At 36.9% G+C, this 17,426-nt stretch carries 16 protein-coding genes; 15 read left to right on the top strand and 1 reads right to left on the bottom strand.

All coding sequences use genetic code 11. From position 1 onward, the window contains the following. Nucleotides 1–351 precede the first annotated feature (351 nt). Nucleotides 352–1,950 (top strand): peptide chain release factor 3, encoded by a 1,599-nt coding sequence (locus NSQ66_RS26010; protein WP_076130309.1) that lies wholly within the window; start codon nt 352–354, stop codon nt 1,948–1,950. A gap of 100 nt (nt 1,951–2,050) precedes the next feature. Here NSQ66_RS26010 and NSQ66_RS26005 read toward each other — a convergent pair whose 3' ends face one another. Then, nucleotides 2,051–2,287 (bottom strand): small acid-soluble spore protein SspI, encoded by a 237-nt coding sequence (locus NSQ66_RS26005; RefSeq protein ID WP_076130310.1) that lies wholly within the window; start codon nt 2,285–2,287, stop codon nt 2,051–2,053. 234 nt (nt 2,288–2,521) lie between these two features. Here NSQ66_RS26005 and NSQ66_RS26000 point away from each other — a divergent pair, with 234 nt between their 5' ends. From NSQ66_RS26000 to NSQ66_RS25935, 14 genes are all read left to right on the top strand, one after another. Next, a complete protein-coding gene (locus NSQ66_RS26000; RefSeq protein WP_036685517.1) occupies nt 2,522–3,181 on the top strand; it encodes a TrkA family potassium uptake protein in 660 nt (219 codons plus the stop codon). Between the two features lie 41 nt (nt 3,182–3,222). Beyond that, nucleotides 3,223–4,008, top strand: a complete 786-nt coding sequence (locus tag NSQ66_RS25995; RefSeq protein WP_036685514.1) for an RNA methyltransferase — start codon at nt 3,223–3,225, stop codon at nt 4,006–4,008. 247 nt (nt 4,009–4,255) lie between these two features. Then, nucleotides 4,256–4,996, top strand: coding sequence for a hypothetical protein (locus tag NSQ66_RS25990; protein WP_036685511.1), 741 nt, complete (start codon nt 4,256–4,258; stop codon nt 4,994–4,996). Continuing rightward, on the top strand, nt 4,986–6,908 hold the full coding sequence (locus NSQ66_RS25985; RefSeq protein WP_036685509.1) for a Mu transposase C-terminal domain-containing protein: 1,923 nt from the start codon (nt 4,986–4,988) through the stop codon (nt 6,906–6,908). The genes NSQ66_RS25990 and NSQ66_RS25985 overlap by 11 nt, the downstream gene beginning before the upstream one ends. Nucleotides 6,909–7,073: 165 nt before the next feature. Continuing rightward, complete coding sequence (locus tag NSQ66_RS25980; protein ID WP_036685508.1) at nt 7,074–7,772, top strand: TniB family NTP-binding protein; 699 nt, start codon at nt 7,074–7,076, stop codon at nt 7,770–7,772. A 98-nt stretch (nt 7,773–7,870) separates the two neighbouring features. Beyond that, nucleotides 7,871–8,002 carry a hypothetical protein gene (locus tag NSQ66_RS25975; protein ID WP_256715882.1) on the top strand — a complete coding sequence of 44 codons (132 nt, stop codon included), beginning with the start codon at nt 7,871–7,873 and terminating at the stop codon, nt 8,000–8,002. Between the two features lie 29 nt (nt 8,003–8,031). Continuing rightward, a complete protein-coding gene (locus tag NSQ66_RS25970) occupies nt 8,032–9,840 on the top strand; it encodes a TniQ family protein (RefSeq protein ID WP_036685506.1) in 1,809 nt (602 codons plus the stop codon). Then, nucleotides 9,837–10,049 carry a hypothetical protein gene (locus tag NSQ66_RS25965; RefSeq protein WP_076141813.1) on the top strand — a complete coding sequence of 71 codons (213 nt, stop codon included), beginning with the start codon at nt 9,837–9,839 and terminating at the stop codon, nt 10,047–10,049. Before NSQ66_RS25970 ends, NSQ66_RS25965 begins: the two co-directional genes overlap by 4 nt. 96 nt (nt 10,050–10,145) lie before the next feature. Further along, a complete protein-coding gene (locus NSQ66_RS25960; protein WP_036685502.1) occupies nt 10,146–11,489 on the top strand; it encodes a TniQ family protein in 1,344 nt (447 codons plus the stop codon). 78 nt (nt 11,490–11,567) lie between these two features. After that, nucleotides 11,568–11,948, top strand: coding sequence for a hypothetical protein (locus tag NSQ66_RS25955; RefSeq protein WP_036685500.1), 381 nt, complete (start codon nt 11,568–11,570; stop codon nt 11,946–11,948). Nucleotides 11,949–12,500: 552 nt separating this feature from the next. Continuing rightward, on the top strand, nt 12,501–13,403 hold the full coding sequence (locus NSQ66_RS25950; RefSeq protein ID WP_141118550.1) for an ABC-three component system protein: 903 nt from the start codon (nt 12,501–12,503) through the stop codon (nt 13,401–13,403). A gap of 99 nt (nt 13,404–13,502) precedes the next feature. Then, entirely contained in the window at nt 13,503–13,754 is a 252-nt protein-coding gene (locus tag NSQ66_RS25945) for an ABC-three component system middle component 6 (protein WP_141118549.1), read from the top strand. Next, entirely contained in the window at nt 13,747–15,486 is a 1,740-nt protein-coding gene (locus NSQ66_RS25940; RefSeq protein ID WP_036685493.1) for a DUF2326 domain-containing protein, read from the top strand. The genes NSQ66_RS25945 and NSQ66_RS25940 overlap by 8 nt, the downstream gene beginning before the upstream one ends. An 846-nt stretch (nt 15,487–16,332) precedes the next feature. Further along, the gene (locus NSQ66_RS25935) at nt 16,333–16,545 is read left to right on the top strand and encodes a hypothetical protein (protein WP_036685490.1); all 213 of its coding nucleotides are present in this window, start codon (nt 16,333–16,335) and stop codon (nt 16,543–16,545) included. The last annotated feature ends 881 nt before the right edge of the window (nt 16,546–17,426 follow it).

Raw genomic sequence — 17,426 nt, 5'->3', positions numbered from 1 at the left:
AAGCGTGCACAACTTAATTTTAATTGCATCAAATGCAACTAAAGGCTAATGAAAATGCTAATACTTCAAGTAAGTGTAGGAAATACATCTATTTTTTTGAGCAATGATATGTGGGGATCATAATCCAGACCATTCGGGAGATATTTTGCGGCACGCGCTTTTTAGTAGATAATGTCTGCCGGATTTTGATATACTTTAGAGGATGCTTTCACTTGAAGCGGACTGGAGCTAGACCTAAGAGCTATTCATTCAGAAATGAAGGGGTATGAACAATGAGCAGAGCACCGATTTGATGAACCCCAGTGTAATTGAAGCAGAAGCAGGAATTTTATATATGAAGGGATATGTGTAATGAACAAAGCAATAGATCAGAAGCTGCAAAAGGAAGTGGATAGACGCAGAACCTTTGCGATCATTTCCCACCCGGATGCGGGTAAAACAACTTTAACGGAGAAACTGCTGTTATTCGGTGGCGCGATCCGTCTGGCGGGAACGGTTAAGGCCCGTAAAGCGAATAAACATGCGACGAGTGACTGGATGGAAATTGAGAAGCAGCGGGGGATTTCTGTAACGTCTTCCGTAATGCAGTTTGATTATTTGAATCATCGCGTGAACATTTTGGATACACCGGGTCACCAAGACTTCAGTGAGGACACCTATCGTACCCTAACTGCAGCGGATAGTGCGGTCATGCTTATTGACGTGGCAAAAGGTGTGGAAGCCCAAACTACCAAACTGTTTCAGGTATGTGCTAAACGGGGCATTCCGATTTTCACCTTTATTAACAAGCTGGACCGTGAAGGACGTAGCCCGTTTGATCTGATGGAAGAGCTGGAGCAGGTTCTTGGTATTCGTTCTGTGCCAATGAACTGGCCGATCGGTAGTGGACGTGAGCTATGCGGCGTATATGACCGGATGAAAAATCAGGTAGAGCTGTTCCAAGGTGACGATCACTCCGTAATCAAGGTTCAAAAGGTTGACGGATACCGTGATCCAATCATTCGTGAAATGGCTGGAGAGTATCTGCATGATCAACTGTGTCAGGATCTGGAGCTGCTGGATGTAGCAGGCGATGCTTTTGACTATGAAAAAGTATTAAGTGGTGAACTCACACCTGTGTTCTTTGGCAGTGCGATCAACAATTTTGGTGTACAGACTTTCCTCGATAATTTCTTGGATCTGGCACCGAAGCCTGAACCACGCCGCAGTACTATAGGGGTAGTAGAACCAACGAATGAGAAATTCACTGGTTATGTGTTCAAAATTCAAGCGAACATGAACCCGGCTCACCGTGACCGGATTGCTTTCCTGCGTATTGTGTCCGGGAAATTCGAACGGGGTATGAGCGTGAAGCATGTACGTGCCGGTAAAGATATCAAGCTGGCGCAACCACAGCAATTTTTGGCGCAGGACCGCGATATCGTAGAGGAAGCTTATCCGGGAGATATCATCGGTCTGTTTGATCCAGGTATTTTTAGAATTGGTGATACCTTGAGCCAAGCAGGAGATATGGAATTCGATGAGCTGCCAACGTTCTCACCAGAGATTTTTGCTAAAGTGAGTATTAAAAATGCATTGAAATCGAAGCAGTTCCAGAAGGGTGTCGATCAGCTGACTGAAGAGGGCATGATTCAGGTGTTCCGCACGGTCAACTTTGACGATATTTTGCTCGGTGTAGTTGGACAACTGCAGTTTGAAGTGTTTGAGTACCGCATGAAGGGTGAATATGGTGTGGATGTTCAGTTGCAGAGAATGCCATACCAGTTTGCACGTTGGATCGTAGATGATACTAAGCCGGATGCGAGCAAATTCAGAATCAACTCAACGTTGGTGACGGATAAGAAGGGCAATTTTGTCGTGTTGTTCGAGAACGAATATGCTATGCGGACAGCGATGGATAAGAACCCGACAGCTAAATTCCTGGAAATGGCTCCAAAAGCATTACTATAATTAGGACGCTATAACTTTCTGAATGTAATAATAAAACCTCCGCCTCCATAGGTGAAGTTACACCATGGTGAGCGGAGGTTTTTGACTAGTTGCGGTCAGTTTACGATGTGATATCCCCAGGGGTAATAGTCTCCAGGTGATCATGTAGCATGGTAACCAACCTATCTTGCTTAGCGGGATCTAAATCCTTCCAGATCATTTCGAACACGGCGCCAAGTCCCGGGAGTGCTGCCTCCGGACCATCCACAGAGCCTTCAATCATATGACGTAAATCCTCTTCAGATTGACCGTGCACTTTATGAATAATCGCCTGGCGCAAGTCAATGGTAACGGGCATAATGTACCTCCTTTTTTGAAAATATAGTGATATTGACCTCGTTATAATGTGCCCTGCAAAGGTGCTGGAAATTCAAGTTTTTGTCCAAATATAAGATAGTATAAGTTTGACACATATATATCATCCTTATATTTCTACGAGAAACGGTTGTCATCCGTAAGGACGGCAATGACGTTTCTTCTTGGCTTATGCTATACTGTTTGAGATATAGAATGCTACGGGAGGTACATAGACATGGCCAAAAAACAATATGCCGTCATCGGTATGGGGCGTTTCGGATCTAGTGTTGCTAAGGCGCTCAGCGGCATGGGGTTTGATGTACTTGCGATTGATGCTGACGAGCAGCGAACACAGGAAATTTCAAGTATTGTAACTCATGCCGTATCTGCAGATTCCACGGATGAGGAGGCGCTGCGTGCCCTTGGTATTCGCAATTTTGATGTGGTGGTTGTAGCCATTGGCGAGGACATTCAAGCTAGCATCCTGACAACACTTATCCTAAAAGACCTGGGTGTGCCTGCAATTCTGGCAAAAGCCAAAGGTGAACTGCACGGCAAAGTATTAAGCAAAATTGGTGCGGACAAGGTGATTTATCCTGAACGGGATATGGGAATGCGGGTTGCGCATCATCTTGCTTCGCCTAATATATTGGATTATATTGAGCTGTCGCCGGACTACAGTATTCTGGATATGAAGGTATCCGGACCGATGCTCGGAAAAAATCTACAGGAGCTCGACATCCGCGCAAGATTTGGCTGCAACGTAATGGCCATCCGCCAAGGTGAAGAAATGAACATCTCTCCCCGTGCAGAGGATCGCCTGATCGATGGCGATATCCTTGTTATTGTTGGGCATAAGGATAATTTGACGAAGCTGGAGATGGCGTATCAGTAGGAACAAAGAATAAATGGCAAGGCAGAAGAAAGGAAGACTTTATGGAAATCATGTCTCCGCAAAATACGCGGGTTAAAGAGTGGGCCGGGTTACAGGAGAAAAAGCATCGTGACAAGGCTCGTAAATATATCGTAGAGGGCGTTCATCTGGTTCAGGAAGCACTGCTGGCTGAAGCAGATGTGGAATGCCTTGCTTATGACCTCGACAAAGGAATGCCTGCTGAACTTAAGGGGCTGCTTCAGGCCGTTCAGGGAATGGAAGTGATTGGCGTTTCGGCGGCGATCATCTCAAAATGCAGCAGCACCAATACGCCGCAGCCGGTGTTCGCCATCGTGCGGAAGGAACAGCAGGCTGTAGAAGCTATCCTAGCGAAGAAGGATAGCCTTGTGGTTGTGCTGGACGGCGTGCAGGATCCGGGCAATGTCGGCACCATCATCCGCAGTGCGGATGCAGCGGGAGCAGACGGAGTGATCCTCGGACAAGGCTGTGCTGACCTCTATAATCCGAAGACCATCCGTTCCACGATGGGCTCGATGTTCCATCTTCCGGTGGTGGAGGGAGAGTTAAGTGAGATTTTGCCACAGGCCCGGGAAAATGGGGCGCTGCTGGTGAGCACTTCGCTGCAGGGCGAAGAATCGTGCTATGAGCACGATTTCCAGGGCAGCCAGTGGCTGCTGATTGGCAGCGAAGGAAAAGGCATCTCGCCGGAAACGGCGCGACTCGTGGACAAGAGTATCATCATCCCGATGGCAGGCCGCGCGGAATCGCTGAACGCCGCAATGGCGGCGACGATTTTGCTGTTTGAGGGAATGAGACAGCGGGGATAAATTGTCACCGTTTGTAACGTAGTTTGTGAGTAACGGCTATACTTGAGACTAATTGGATCGATAACTGAGACTTTTTTGGTGATATGTTTGAGACTAATAAAAAAAACAGTAGTAGCAAAACCTTGCTGCTACTGTTTTTTTTATTTTGTTGTGGGTATAACACTGGAATTAGTGGGTAATAGATATAGTAGAAATATAAATTGGATATTACGCTTATAATTGATACTTTCTGAAATGAGGTGTGCTTGTGGAATGGGAAAATCATGTATGGAACAATGAAGACATGTTGTACAGTCCTAAACGCAAAGTGAATAATCGGAGAAGTCACTTTCACCCCCATATCATAGGGAGTTTTTTTAGCGTAAAGAACGGAAGAACAGTTGAATATGAATCTTTATCTGAACGGCTTTTTTACTACTACCTCGAATTAGATACCAAAGTAATACGTTATTATGTTCAGCCAATAGAAGTGCCTGTTTACGATGGGAAAGAAGAATGGGTTCATGTCCCGGATGTCCTAGTTTTCAAGCAGAGGTTAAATCCGTTGCTTTATCAAGTGAAACTCGAACCGGAGGCAACACTAGATGAGCATGTAGAACTGTGCAATAGGTATTGCAGAGCATACGTATTGGAAAAGGGTTGGGAATACCAAGTTATATATCCAAAACAACTACCTCAAGCTGTATCATACAACCTCAAGCTGCTTAAAGGCTTTTTGAAGGAAAGAAAATACTACCCGAGTTGGTATGAATCAGTAACTTATAGACTGCGTTGTATTGAATCGTGCTCCATAGAATATCTTGCCTCCACATTCACTGATATTAGTGATCCTCTTTTAATTAAACCTTTGATATATCACCTCATTGCCAAAGGAACATTTATGGCTGATGTAAACGAGAGAATTACTTCCCAAAGCAAAATCACATTTAATTCTCAAACTAATACTCCTTTTACCAGTATACCTGGAGGAGCATTGTATGGCGTTTAACCAACTAAGACTATATTCGGAATGCTGCCTATATGGAAAAATATACAAGGTCGTAAGGGTAGATCCACCAAATCTTTGGTTAAGAAGGCCAGATGGGGAAGATCTTCAAATAGCTTATACTGATCTTGTGAATCATCCTACCTTCGTACCTGAATCCACTATGAAATTTGAGAGGAAAGAAGAAAAAATAACATACGGAAATATAATTGCGAAGCTGGATGACAACAAAAGAAGTGAAGTAAGTAAGCGGTTTGAATTAATACAACCACTTCTTATTCTAGAGAAGATTAAAGCCGGAAATGTTCAAGCGATAGCGCAATTTCGCGACAAATGTAAGGATATTTTACTTGAGAATGAAGAAATTATTGTACTGAAACAGGAAGAATTAATTAATAGAATCTTAGAAAAACGTGGCGGATCAAGAGCAAGCATTATGCGCTACTTATCGGATTATCGACGTGCAGAATCAGAAAGAGAATCACGAGGTTTAGCAGGACTCATTTCGAATAAAGGAAAGGGTTATACCGGTAGAAAAGATAACAAAATGGTAACGATCTGTCATCCTGAACATCCGGAGATCATTCTCGATACTATCTTTGTTCGACTAACAGTAAAGCAAATCGAGATTCTGAAAGAAACCATTGAAAAAGATTATTTAAATAAGTATCGAGTTTCAAAAGCGACCATTCACAGACTTGTAGAACGACGATGTGCAAGAGTGAATGAGCCTGATATAAAATATAGTACTATTTCTGACATTATAGACCGTATTGAAAAACGGGCTGTTGAGCGACTTCGAAATATGAAGAGAGCCAGAGCAGTATATGACGAAGTAGCTCGTGGTTACGCAGACAGAGAGGCCACATGTCGTTTGGATATGATACAGATTGATCATACTCGACTAGATATGCAGGTCATTGATGACGCAACTGGTCTTGTAATTGACCGACCATGGATAACATTGGGAATCGATGTATATTCACGTGGCCCATGGTGTCTTTATTTATCTCATGAAGATCCGTCAATTAATGTGGTCAGAAAAGCCATTCAACATGGGGTTTTTGCTAAAAACACAAAACATGAATATGGAACAGAGTTGGAATGGGAGTTTTTTGGTATTCCGAATATCATTTATGTTGATAACGGAATGGATTTTAAAAGTAACGAGATCAAACGATTAGTGAATGAAACTCTTCAATCTGAGATTATGCATAGGCCGGTTAAAATACCTCATTACGGGGCAGTTATTGAAAGATTGTTTGGCACGCTTAACAGTGAACTGATACACAACATCATGGGTACAACGAAAAGCAATATTGTAGATAGAGGGGACCTAAATCCTGAAAAGGATGCATTTTTAACTTTAAGTCAACTTCGTAAAATTCTTGTCCATTATTTTGTTGATATTTATCCTTTGCGTCCACATAAAGGCCTAGGTAATAACATGTCACCAATGGCGAAATTTAGAGAAAGTGTTAGTGAAGTGGGCTATCCTGAGTGGATTGATAAAAGTGACGAAGAAAAATATAAAATTGATTTTTTATTAACGGACCAAAAACCATATACGCGGGATGGGGTACGCTGGGATAACAAAATCTATAAATCTGATAAGTGTAATGACCTTGTTGGAACTAGAAAAACAAAGTATACAGTGAAATACGACATTGATGACATTTCGAAAATATACTTACTGCATCCGAAAACTAAAGAGTTCATAGAGCTTTATTGTGAAACCCCTCCTTACGAAACTGTAGTTGGGGTAAATCAATATACTTACAAAAAATTACTGCAGTTTTTACGAAATGAAGGGGAAGGCAAATTAAAGCTTCTACCAGGTAAAGCTCATATGCATAGGGCTTGGGAGAGGTTGGCTCAATTTATTAGTGAAGGGATGAGAGAAAAAAAAAGGTAAGACAAACTGTCGCAAGAATGGAGGGGGTAAAGGTAGTTGTCTCTACCGCATATCAAGCTCATCAAACAGTTCAAACCCAACAAGCTAAGAAGGCTCAGAATATCGAAGAAGAGTTATATTTGATTGCGAAAAAGGCGGAACAATCTAGTGGAGGTGGATACCAAAATGAGCAGTGAAGAAGTAAAAGTTTTAGCTCGTCGTATAAATAAACTATTTATTGAACATGACGAAGTAAAGCGTATTTGGAATCGGCTTGATTCAATGAGAGTGTATATTGAACGTGATGAGTTTGATGACGAGGATGATGAAGAAAAGGATCCGAGGCACCTGTTTATTACGGGATTATCAGGCGTTGGAAAACCACAGATTGGAAAAAGGTATGCCAAAAGTGTTTCTCGATACACCAAAAAAGTTGATGATGAGGAGATCGACATCATTCCTGTTCTTTATGTAAAACTTCCATATCCATTTACACAGCTTGATTTCTATAAAAAGATTCTTAAAGCACTCGGAACTGAAAACTTCCGCCGAGATGCTCGGATTAATATGATAAAAGATCGAGTACTATTATTGTTGAAAAAACAAAAAGTTCAAATGATCATTTTTGACGAGATGAACTTCATTATGCGTACGAAGAATTTTGATAACCAAACAGCAATGGAGATGCTTAAAGATTTAACAAATGAGCACCAGGTGAGTATCGTTTGTTTAGGAACCCCTCAAATTGAAAAACTTCACATCATGGAGGACGAATATGTCCGACGATTTGGAAGAGACCATATTAATCGTTTTGATAATTGTAACGAGAAATTCTGTGAGTTACTAAAAAAATTGAAGAGGCCATTCAACCGCCGGTTCCCATAGGATTATATGATGAAGCGACAGGTCTTCCTCGTTTATTGCATTTCTATTGCCAAGGTCGCATTGGATATTTACATTTGATTATTAAGGAAGCATTCAGATTGCTTAATGTATTTGATCAGAAGTATGTTGATTATTCGAATATTCGATTAACAGTAGATATATTGAAACAAGCTAAGTTTAATCTGTTTCGTGAAAGCGACCATTTAATCAGACCGGAAAATGCGGAATAAAAAGGCCATATTACAAGGAGATGATACAATTGAGTCGTCTTACAATTCGTCCCGAAATCAAAGATGGGGAATCCTTAAGTAGTTACCTAATGCGAGCTTGCCGAGCAAATATGGTGCTATATTTGGATTTGTTAAGACATGTACAGCCTATAAGATCTATGGACGTTTTCTATAGACGATCCATTCGAATTGATATTATGCCTCAGCAAAAACACGACATGAAAAGATTAGCTATGTTGATTGGGCAAACAGAGAAAAGTTTATTTGAAATGACTTATGATTCATTAAGATTAAAATTTAATCATTATGGTCTTTACTTTGATGAAAGTTTTCTGACCTTGATGCCAGTATTATTAGAATCGAATAAGCGGAAATTTTGTACCCATTGTCTTGAGGAAAACCTTGGTTTTCAAATGTTGTGGCAAGTAAGAGATATCGATGTTTGCTTTAAACATAATGTTAAGTTGAGAACCAGCTGCCCGATTTGTAATCACGATCAATCATATATACATAATAACTTGGGCGCATATCGTTGTTATCATTGTGAAAATTATTTGTTTAGTGAAAATCAGCAATTTCATGAAGCCAATGAAGAATATATGCATCAAAGGTATGATGAATGGAAATATATATTGGATTCAAAAAAACGATTATTTCCTGGATTAGTAGATGGATTAGACTTGCAGAAAACGATATGCATCACTCTAATTTATATTCTACAACTACAACTAGAGGAATCGCCCACCCAATATCGCTATAATCTTGTTTCAAGACTTCTACGACACGACTTTTTACATTCTATTCTTCGTTTTATTAATGATCAAACATCCCCCCAGAAAGTAACCTTCCCTCAATTAATGAAAATTTTAAATAAAGCGAAAATAAGAATGATAGATTTTGTGGAAATGAAAGTGCCAGCCAGTTATGTCAACTCAATAAAATCATTAAAAGTCCAAGAAAGCGTGATTCGTAAATGTCTATCACCTTGGTGCATTACGTTTGAGAAATCGGACGCATTAAAAGAGATTCCATATACTCACTTTTCAAGTTTCAAAAACCAAAAATTTTCGAACACTAGTATTTGTGTCAATTGTGGAATTAGATATGGATTAAATATGAATACCAAACAATGGTTAGAAATAGATACTAATATAGATTTGATAAATAACGTGGTTCTCATGTTGTGGTTTGATAAGAGTGAGAAAGAAATACGAATATCATTAGATATTACATATAGAAAACTATATCAGGCTCTCGGATATGCTTTGAGGTATAATTTATTACCTGATAATAAGAGAGAAATATATATGAAGTATTCGCAATCAGATTTAGACATAATCGAATGTTTCAAAGAGTTGTATTCAGAAGCTACGACAATAACTTATAAGGCACAAAAATGGTATGGATGGCATGGAATAGAGTTTTTTTATCATTTTTATAATCCTGTAGTCCAACAATACCGTTGGATTGAGTATACTCAAAAGAATAAATTTATTAATAAGCAAAAAGTATTAAAAGTCCAACCCCATATAGAAAAGACATTAAATGATATTCTTTATTTAGAAGAAGAACTTACTACAAAAGAAATTGCGGCTTCCCTTGATATAGAATTTATTAATTTTCAAAAATATGGTTTTTCTAAAAAAGTCCAAGAAATAAAAAGACAAATGCAAAAGCAAGCTACTGAGTCAGAACTTTTTGATAAGGTACAGGAATATGTTAAAACGATGGATCAAGTAAGATTATCAGTGTTTATAATTACATCGGGAAAAGCTCAAATGATATTAAGAAATCCATGCCTGCTTTGGCGAATTATATTACCGAGCAGTCTGCTTTGAGTAAAGAGAAGATGAGAATTTATAAAATGAAAGGTTTTATGACTATAGCAGATGAAATGATACTAGCGGAATATGAAAGTGAAAATAAGATACCTTCAGTACGTCAAATTGGAATTAAGTTAAAGATTTATGACAAGTTCTATACTAAATATCGTCCTGTGTTACAACATGTAAAAGAAACAATTAGAACATTAGAGACAGGAAGATAAGTCATTTAATACAGAGAATTTTTTAACGTTAGGGTTTGTGCGTCTAGGACACTCATTTCAAGGGAATAATAGTTAAAAACTCTTGGAGTGGGTTCAATGGATGATAGAGTTAGATTTACAGTAAGACCAATGTTACAAAAAGAGGAGTCACTATTTGGCTTCTTGTTACGTTGTGCATGTGCTAATGGAATAGCTCTTTGCGATGTTATTAACTGGTTAAAAGTTGGCAAGTATAGACTTCATTCGGGTGATTATCATAAATTAGATATTATTCCTGGAAGTATGATTGATTTAAGAAGACTAAGTTTTGTTAGTAGCACTTTAATAGAAAAACTGAAATCATCTACTTGTTTTAATATAATTCTAAAATTCAAGGGTAACAGTAAGGATTATAATAGTATGTTTCTAAAGGGGTATCTTCGAAATGAATTTCATTATTGCCCGGATTGTCTTAAAGAAAAACGTATTATTCGGCTTTTATGGAAATTAGAACCCATCGTGATTTGCGAAAAGCATCATAGAATTCTATTAGAGCATTGTCACTATTGTAAAAGTAAGATTAAATATAAAGATATAAAAGAAGTAGGAATTTGCCCACATTGTTTAAAAGAATTAAGTGAGCAGCGTAGTGAGGTTATAGAAGTTATTACAAACCAACTTATATTGGAACATCGATGGTATAGAACAGCCTTTGATTTGCTTTTGAATGATTCTTCAGGGATTCTTTTTGATTCTAGCGAACTAGCATTAAAGCTCTTGTATGTACTTAATGGTTGTAAAAGCGACTTTAATAGGAAAGCGATTAGCGGTAATTTAAAAGAAACAACCTTGGTGCATTTTTTACAGTGTGCTAGAGGAACAACTAAAAAGAATACAATCCATATAAGGACCATTCTCAGCATTTTAAAGGCCCGAGATATAAATGTAGAAAATTTTTTAACAATGGAGACTCCAGATGAATTTAAGTCAGCTCTTTTAAACCATGATGTTAAAGAGAAACATAGTTTAACGTGTAAAGCTCCTTGGTGTAAATACTATGAATTAAAAGGAAGGTTGTTTGCCACCGCATCAAAAAATATTCAACATCATGGTCAAACTCTAAAACAATATTTTCTTTGTCCTGATTGCGGTTGTGAATATGGCTTGAATTCAAGCAAAGAATTAATAGAGAGAACTTATTTTATAAGGGCTTTTGAGATTCTTTCAAATAGAAATATGGATAATTTAACTTGGCCAGAAAAAGAAAAAATATTTGGATTAAAGCGAAATAGGATTCTGAGAATTATTGCTTATTTTTCCTCAAGAGGTATAGTGAAGGGGAATTATAGATACTCCGAAAAAGATGTAGATGATACATTGCTGTTAAAAGTAATTGAAAGCATACAAGCAGGTATAAATATTTATGATATTCAACGCTTGAACTACTGGTACAATGATTAGCACTATTTACTTCATAGATACCACCCTAAAGTAATCAAAATTCTAGTTTCAAAAAAAACATCTTTATATCCAAAATTTATGTATGATAAGGCGTTATATGTAAATATTAGGGATATTTGCGACCGATTAATTATAAAGGATCAAGAAATAAAGGTTGAGGTTGTTGCTAAGTTAGTCGGGTATAGTGCAACAACCATTCGAAACAAAGGTTGCACAAGTATCATAAATACATATAGACAGCAACAGCAGTTGAAATATGGGCAGAATCTAATCACTAGGCTTCAAGAGAGTGCTAACAATTATTTTACTAGACATGAAGGAGAAATTATACAATCAAAAGATTTGTTTGATCAATTTGAAGTGTGTCGTAACACAATTAGAAGAGTTGACCCTGATTTTTGTAAAGAGGTTGATCAAAAAAGAGTTAACTGGAATAAACAAGCGAGATTACACATGTGATGTATGAGCAGTACGTCTCATCTAATTATCATCAAGCCTAACGTCCATAAATCTGAGAATTCTTGCTGAAATGATGTATAAGGCGTATCCCGGACAAACTAAGATAAATCCCAACCCCAAACGTAGTCCGGAATATTATGGGGACTTGTCCCAAAAATAGTGTATTTTCTGATCTTCATGATCTGCCCCTGATCTCTGGGGTCCGGTGATGTAAAGTTGGTTGCGTTGCTTGGATTAGACATCGGCCTGGAACAAGTGGGGCTAGATCTGTTGTTGAGATGCATTTTGTGTTTCTGTACCATGGAGGAAGAAAGCTGCTGTCTTTGGAGGTCCAGCGTTCCGTACCCCTGGCACCGTTTCTTACTTTAGGATTGCTAGTGGTCGTTTTATGACTTTGAATTATCGATTTACAGATTGTTACAATCATGCTAATGTGAAACTACACTGATTGGAAGCACCGGCGTGTAGTCCGAAAGAATCGGCAAAATCGCCCTGTTGGCTTAGGCTTACAGGGCGATTTTTTGATTAATAAAGTCAGAAAGGATTGAAATTATGGATGATTTATCTATGTATTTTTATGATGTTAAGTATAAAGAGATTATTCGAGAAAAGACCGAAACTGAGTTTGAAAAATTTTTTTCTAAGGTAATGCAGACAAAATACAAAGATGATTTTATGCCATGTCGTCCATGGGGACAAGAGGGTGACAAGAAAAACGATGGCTATTTAATTAGCGAACGTCACTTATTTGCTGTCAATGGTCCTCATAGTCTTAACCAACCTAGGATGATAAAGAAGATAAATAGTGATTTTTCTGGTGCAATAGATTATTGGGAAGAGTTTTTTGATAAATGGTCTTTTGTACATAATCAAGATTCTTTACCTCCAAAGATTAATAAAGAGTTGTTGAAGCTAGGTACTAAATATACTGCCATTAAATTTACGTTTTGGGGTCCAAGTACATTAAGAGATATTATTTTTTCACTAGAAGAAGCTTATATTAGAGATATTTTAGGTCCAGTACCTTCAAAAATTAACTATGCTACATTAAAATTTGAAGACATACAACCTGTAATAAAATCGATCTCTAAAAGATCTAATCCAAGGAAAGAGGATTTGGAACCTGTACCAGAAAATAAACTTTTAATTAATGGCCTAAGTGATCCAATAATTGGACTAATAAAGGCAGGATTAATACGTGCTCCTTTAGTACGACAATATCTAGACCTTCAAACAGAATTGAATTTAGGAGATCAAATTGCGGATACTCTACGTAGGCATTATGAGGATCTAAGAGATAATACAAAATTAGATCCTGACGAGATATATAGTGAATTGGCTAAATTTATAACAGATCCAAATAAGAAAGATAATCAGGTATATATGGCAGCTGTTCATACTGTTCTTGCTTATTTTTTTGAGCAATGTACAATTTTTGAAAGCGTGAGTGCATAAATGTACAATGAATGTTACATAGAGCTAGAACAAGTTATAATGAAAAAAAGCAGATATAAGAGTGACATTCAGTTGGTTAATAAGGAGGGGGTTGGGATCGTGTTGACACCCACTAAAAATTTGCATGAAGATAAATCAATTATAAAAATTGGGGCTAGAATACTTTCCATATTAAATTCTCCTCGTACGATTAGTACAGCATGGAAATCATATATTCAAATTCAGGAATCTGACACAAATGGAAAGATCAGAATTCAGTTTGATACTTTCATTTTAGCAATAGACTTTTTATACATTATTGGTGCAATTGAATATGAGGATGATTTAATGTGGAGGGCAAGAAATGATTAGGAAGATATATAGCACATTAAGCACGTTTAATACAATAGAGCTTCATGAAGGACTAAATATTTTATTAGCTGATATAACTCAAAGGTCAACTGTAAAAGACACTCGAAACGGGCTGGGGAAAACTACGTTTATTGAGATTATTCATTTTTTATATGGTAGTAGTTGTACAAAGAATAGTATCTTTAAAATGGATCAATTTAAAGATGAATTTTTCATTATGGATATAGACTTAAAAGATAAGCTATATATAGTGAAACGACGTGGATCTGAATCGAATTTTTTGTATATACAGTGTGAGAAGGGAAGCTTTTTTGAAAAGAAATTCGGCGATGTGAATATTAAACTGAAAATTACTGAATGGAATGAATTTTTAGGCGAATATTTATTTAATTTAAATCATAGAGATGCAATATTGGAAGCTCATTTAAAATTCCGATCATTATTTCCATACTTTTCTAGGTTAACTAGAGACGGTGGATTTTTAGAAGCGACAAAATATTTCAAATCACAGAATGTGCATCTCACTCAAATTGCACTGTCATATTTACTTGGATTAGACACAAGCTTAGCAATCAGTTATAAGCAACTTGAGGAAAAGAAAAAAGAAATGATTGATCTAAAAAAAGCTATTAAAACAGATTCTTATAATAAGATTATGAATGATGGGATAAATTTAGATACTGAAATTACAATTCTGACTGTTAGAATATCAAAGTGCAAGAAGGATCTTGAAAATTTCCAGATCCACCCTCAGTACAAAGAAATCGAAATTGATGCTAATAGTTATGCTAAAAAAATAGCAGAGCTAAGTAATCAAAATTTTGTTGACAGACAGATTATAACTGAATTAATTAATGCGTCAGAAAGTGAAAAAAATATTACAGATTTAAATATAACAGAATTATACGATGAAGTTAAAATTCAAATGCCTGATATTCTAATAAAGAAATTTGATGAAGCTAAAATATTTCATAAGCAATTAGTTTCAAATAGGAAAAAATATTTGCATGAAGAATTAGAGCATTATGAAGAAGCTGTAAAAAGTAGAGATAAATTAATCCATGAGCTTTCTTTGGAGCAATCTAAAAAGATGATGATTTTAAATACACACGGAGCTCTTGAACAATATTCGCTATTACAATCAGAAATGAATGAACTTGTAAATAAACTAGATATGTACCAAAAACAACAAAATTTCATGAATAATATGCGTGAGGAAGCAGCAAAGCTGAAAATAGAAGAACAAAGGCTAATTATTGAGATTAATCAATCTTTAGAAGAGCATTTTAACACTAAACGCCATGCGATTTTATTAGTCGAAGAGGTTTCTAGTTCTTTATATAACTCTATAGCTCAATTACATATAGGACAAACAACAAATGGTCGATACGATATTGAGATGGTATCCAGAAATCAAAATAGTACCGGGATTAATAGTATGTTAATTTATTGTTTTGATATGATGTTAATTCAAATGTCAAAGTATTTAGGAAGAAAAATGGATATTTTAATACATGATAGTACTCTTTTTGATCCGGTGGATGAAAGACAAATAGCTGAAGCGTTGAGGTTTGGTAAAGATAAATCTATTGAGGATGGTTTCCAATATATAGTTACTTTGAATTCTGACGCTTTACCTGAGAGCGTGAGAGAGGAAGTGTCAGACTCCATAGTTCCTGTGCTATTAACAGATACAGATGAATCAGGATGTTTATTTGGAGTTTATTATTAAATCCATAATAGCTCTTCATATTCCCGATGACACAACATATATCCTGCCATCAAACCAGCCTGATACACACAATAATTTATTCATCATTTCTTCTCACTATAAGATATAAAAGTACAGACCGCTGTTTTTTAGCGACCTGTTGTTTTTAGATATTTAGTGAACACCAAATGGGACTGAAAGGTTTTATATGCTTTGAGAGGTGGGACACACCTATCTTGTTGCAGTGTTCCAACCTTGTCCGTCAATATCTTTGCTGTATTTCTAATGAGTGTTTTGATGTCTTCTGTTGTAAGGAAAGCTTGAGTAAGGCGATTGTTCCAGCGACAATAGGTGTTGCTGCCGAAGTACCCGAATCACTTTGATGAGATCCTGTAAAACATGCTATTGAACAAAAGTTGAGTTTATGGGGATCTAAAGTAGGATGGCCTTGACTGCTGTATCCTACAATCTGTTCTTCAATGCTTACTGCTCCAATTTATGAACATAGGATTTCCGTTTGTAATCCGGAAGCTTTTTCCTGGACCATGGTCGAGCCTACAACGAATGTCAGTGCGTTGGTCACCACCACCATTAGCAGCTGCGAATAATACAATATTCCTGTATAGCTTCAACACTCTTTCGAGTAAAAGGGTGATTGGGGGCATAGCATAGTCTTCAGATCAGTTTTCTTCAAAACCCGCCCAACTATTTGTTAATGCCATAAGAGTAGACAACTATGATATTTTTGACTAATATAATAATAACCGAATATAACAATTGGAGAAGCACTTCAATGTAGGCATGGAATATGCCACATTGAAGTGCTTTTTTTATTCGGAATCTATATGTTTGAAGGAGCGATTTTTAATGGATGAGAAGATGGAGGAGTTTATTCGACATACTGTCATACTGATGGTCTACGTAGGTCTTACAGTGTCAGTTCACAAGTATTTTGAAATGTACGGGTACACATTTTTTACTGTAATGATGTTTCTGAGTTTCACATATGCAAAAGGTAAAATCATTCCATTTTCAAGTGTATGGCGGCAGGTGAAGCTAACAATAAATAAAATCAAGTAATCTGCGTTTTGTAAAATAACCTCATTGATGAAAGAACGTTAGAAGAATAGCACGAAGTTAAGGTTGATATTCACTATCTCTGTATTTTGAAAAGTATCTTTAAACAGACTATCTTTCTATGGTCCATGAGATTAACTTTAGTAATAATAAAATTATACTGGCGCGTATTCCAGAGTTTAGGGATGCGCGCTATTTTATATAGTTTTTTATTTTGTATGACTGTTAAAATATGTAGAAAGGAGTGGGGGATATGGAAGTCGCCTATCTTATAAATGATTCAATCTATTTGGAAGAAGAAAGACGCTCGTTCGAAGAGCAACAAGTTGTATATAACCAAATTGTCAAAACACTGGAATCAAAATATCGAATACATTCTGATAAGAAGACATTTACATGTATCTGTTGTGAACAGCCAGTCAGTATGGTTTTACGACAGGATAAATTTCATTTCTAGCATCTGGGAGAAGGATGTCCCAGTTCAGAAAATTATGGACGATATACTAAGCAAATTAAAGAAGAAGAGGATGAGCATCCTCACCGCTTAGGCAAAACAATACTCAGGACTTATTTAGAAGGACAACTTAAAATTCATCATGTAGAGCTCCAAGAAGGTTACAGTTATCGTAAGTCATTAAAGATTATCCCCGACTTATTAATTTATTTTCCTAACGGGGATATCTGGGTTGTTGATTATATAACAGGGAAGAAACAAGTTGAGGCTTACAATTCATTTATTAAGAAGAGAAAAGAAGTATATGAAAATGAGGGATTTAAATATTTCTTTTTTATAGATGAGTATTTTGCATAATTCAATTTTCAATTCAGAGTCATGGTCAGGACGAAGCGAAATCTCTGTTTTGTGAGAGTTGAGCTATAAATGG

Origin of the sequence: Paenibacillus sp. FSL H3-0329 (genome assembly GCF_037963285.1) — a bacterium.
Classification (GTDB): Bacteria; Bacillota; Bacilli; order Paenibacillales; family Paenibacillaceae; genus Paenibacillus_AQ; species Paenibacillus_AQ odorifer.
Note: the sequence above shows the minus strand (reverse complement) of the source record. Positions and strands in the feature narration are given on the sequence as shown.

Bases quoted from the DNA above. Each gene is read 5' to 3' on its own strand.
- NSQ66_RS25940 (WP_036685493.1), top strand. From the start codon at position 13,747: ATGATTAGGAAGATATATAGCACATTAAGCACGTTTAATACAATAGAG.
- NSQ66_RS26000 (WP_036685517.1), top strand. From the start codon at position 2,522: ATGGCCAAAAAACAATATGCCGTCATCGGTATGGGGCGTTTCGGATCT.
- NSQ66_RS26005 (WP_076130310.1), bottom strand. From the start codon at position 2,287: ATGCCCGTTACCATTGACTTGCGCCAGGCGATTATTCATAAAGTGCAC.
- NSQ66_RS26010 (WP_076130309.1), top strand. From the start codon at position 352: ATGAACAAAGCAATAGATCAGAAGCTGCAAAAGGAAGTGGATAGACGC.
- NSQ66_RS25955 (WP_036685500.1), top strand. From the start codon at position 11,568: ATGTATGATAAGGCGTTATATGTAAATATTAGGGATATTTGCGACCGA.
- NSQ66_RS25980 (WP_036685508.1), top strand. From the start codon at position 7,074: ATGAGCAGTGAAGAAGTAAAAGTTTTAGCTCGTCGTATAAATAAACTA.
- NSQ66_RS25995 (WP_036685514.1), top strand. From the start codon at position 3,223: ATGGAAATCATGTCTCCGCAAAATACGCGGGTTAAAGAGTGGGCCGGG.
- NSQ66_RS25985 (WP_036685509.1), top strand. From the start codon at position 4,986: ATGGCGTTTAACCAACTAAGACTATATTCGGAATGCTGCCTATATGGA.
- NSQ66_RS25935 (WP_036685490.1), top strand. From the start codon at position 16,333: ATGGATGAGAAGATGGAGGAGTTTATTCGACATACTGTCATACTGATG.
- NSQ66_RS25960 (WP_036685502.1), top strand. From the start codon at position 10,146: ATGGATGATAGAGTTAGATTTACAGTAAGACCAATGTTACAAAAAGAG.
- NSQ66_RS25950 (WP_141118550.1), top strand. From the start codon at position 12,501: ATGGATGATTTATCTATGTATTTTTATGATGTTAAGTATAAAGAGATT.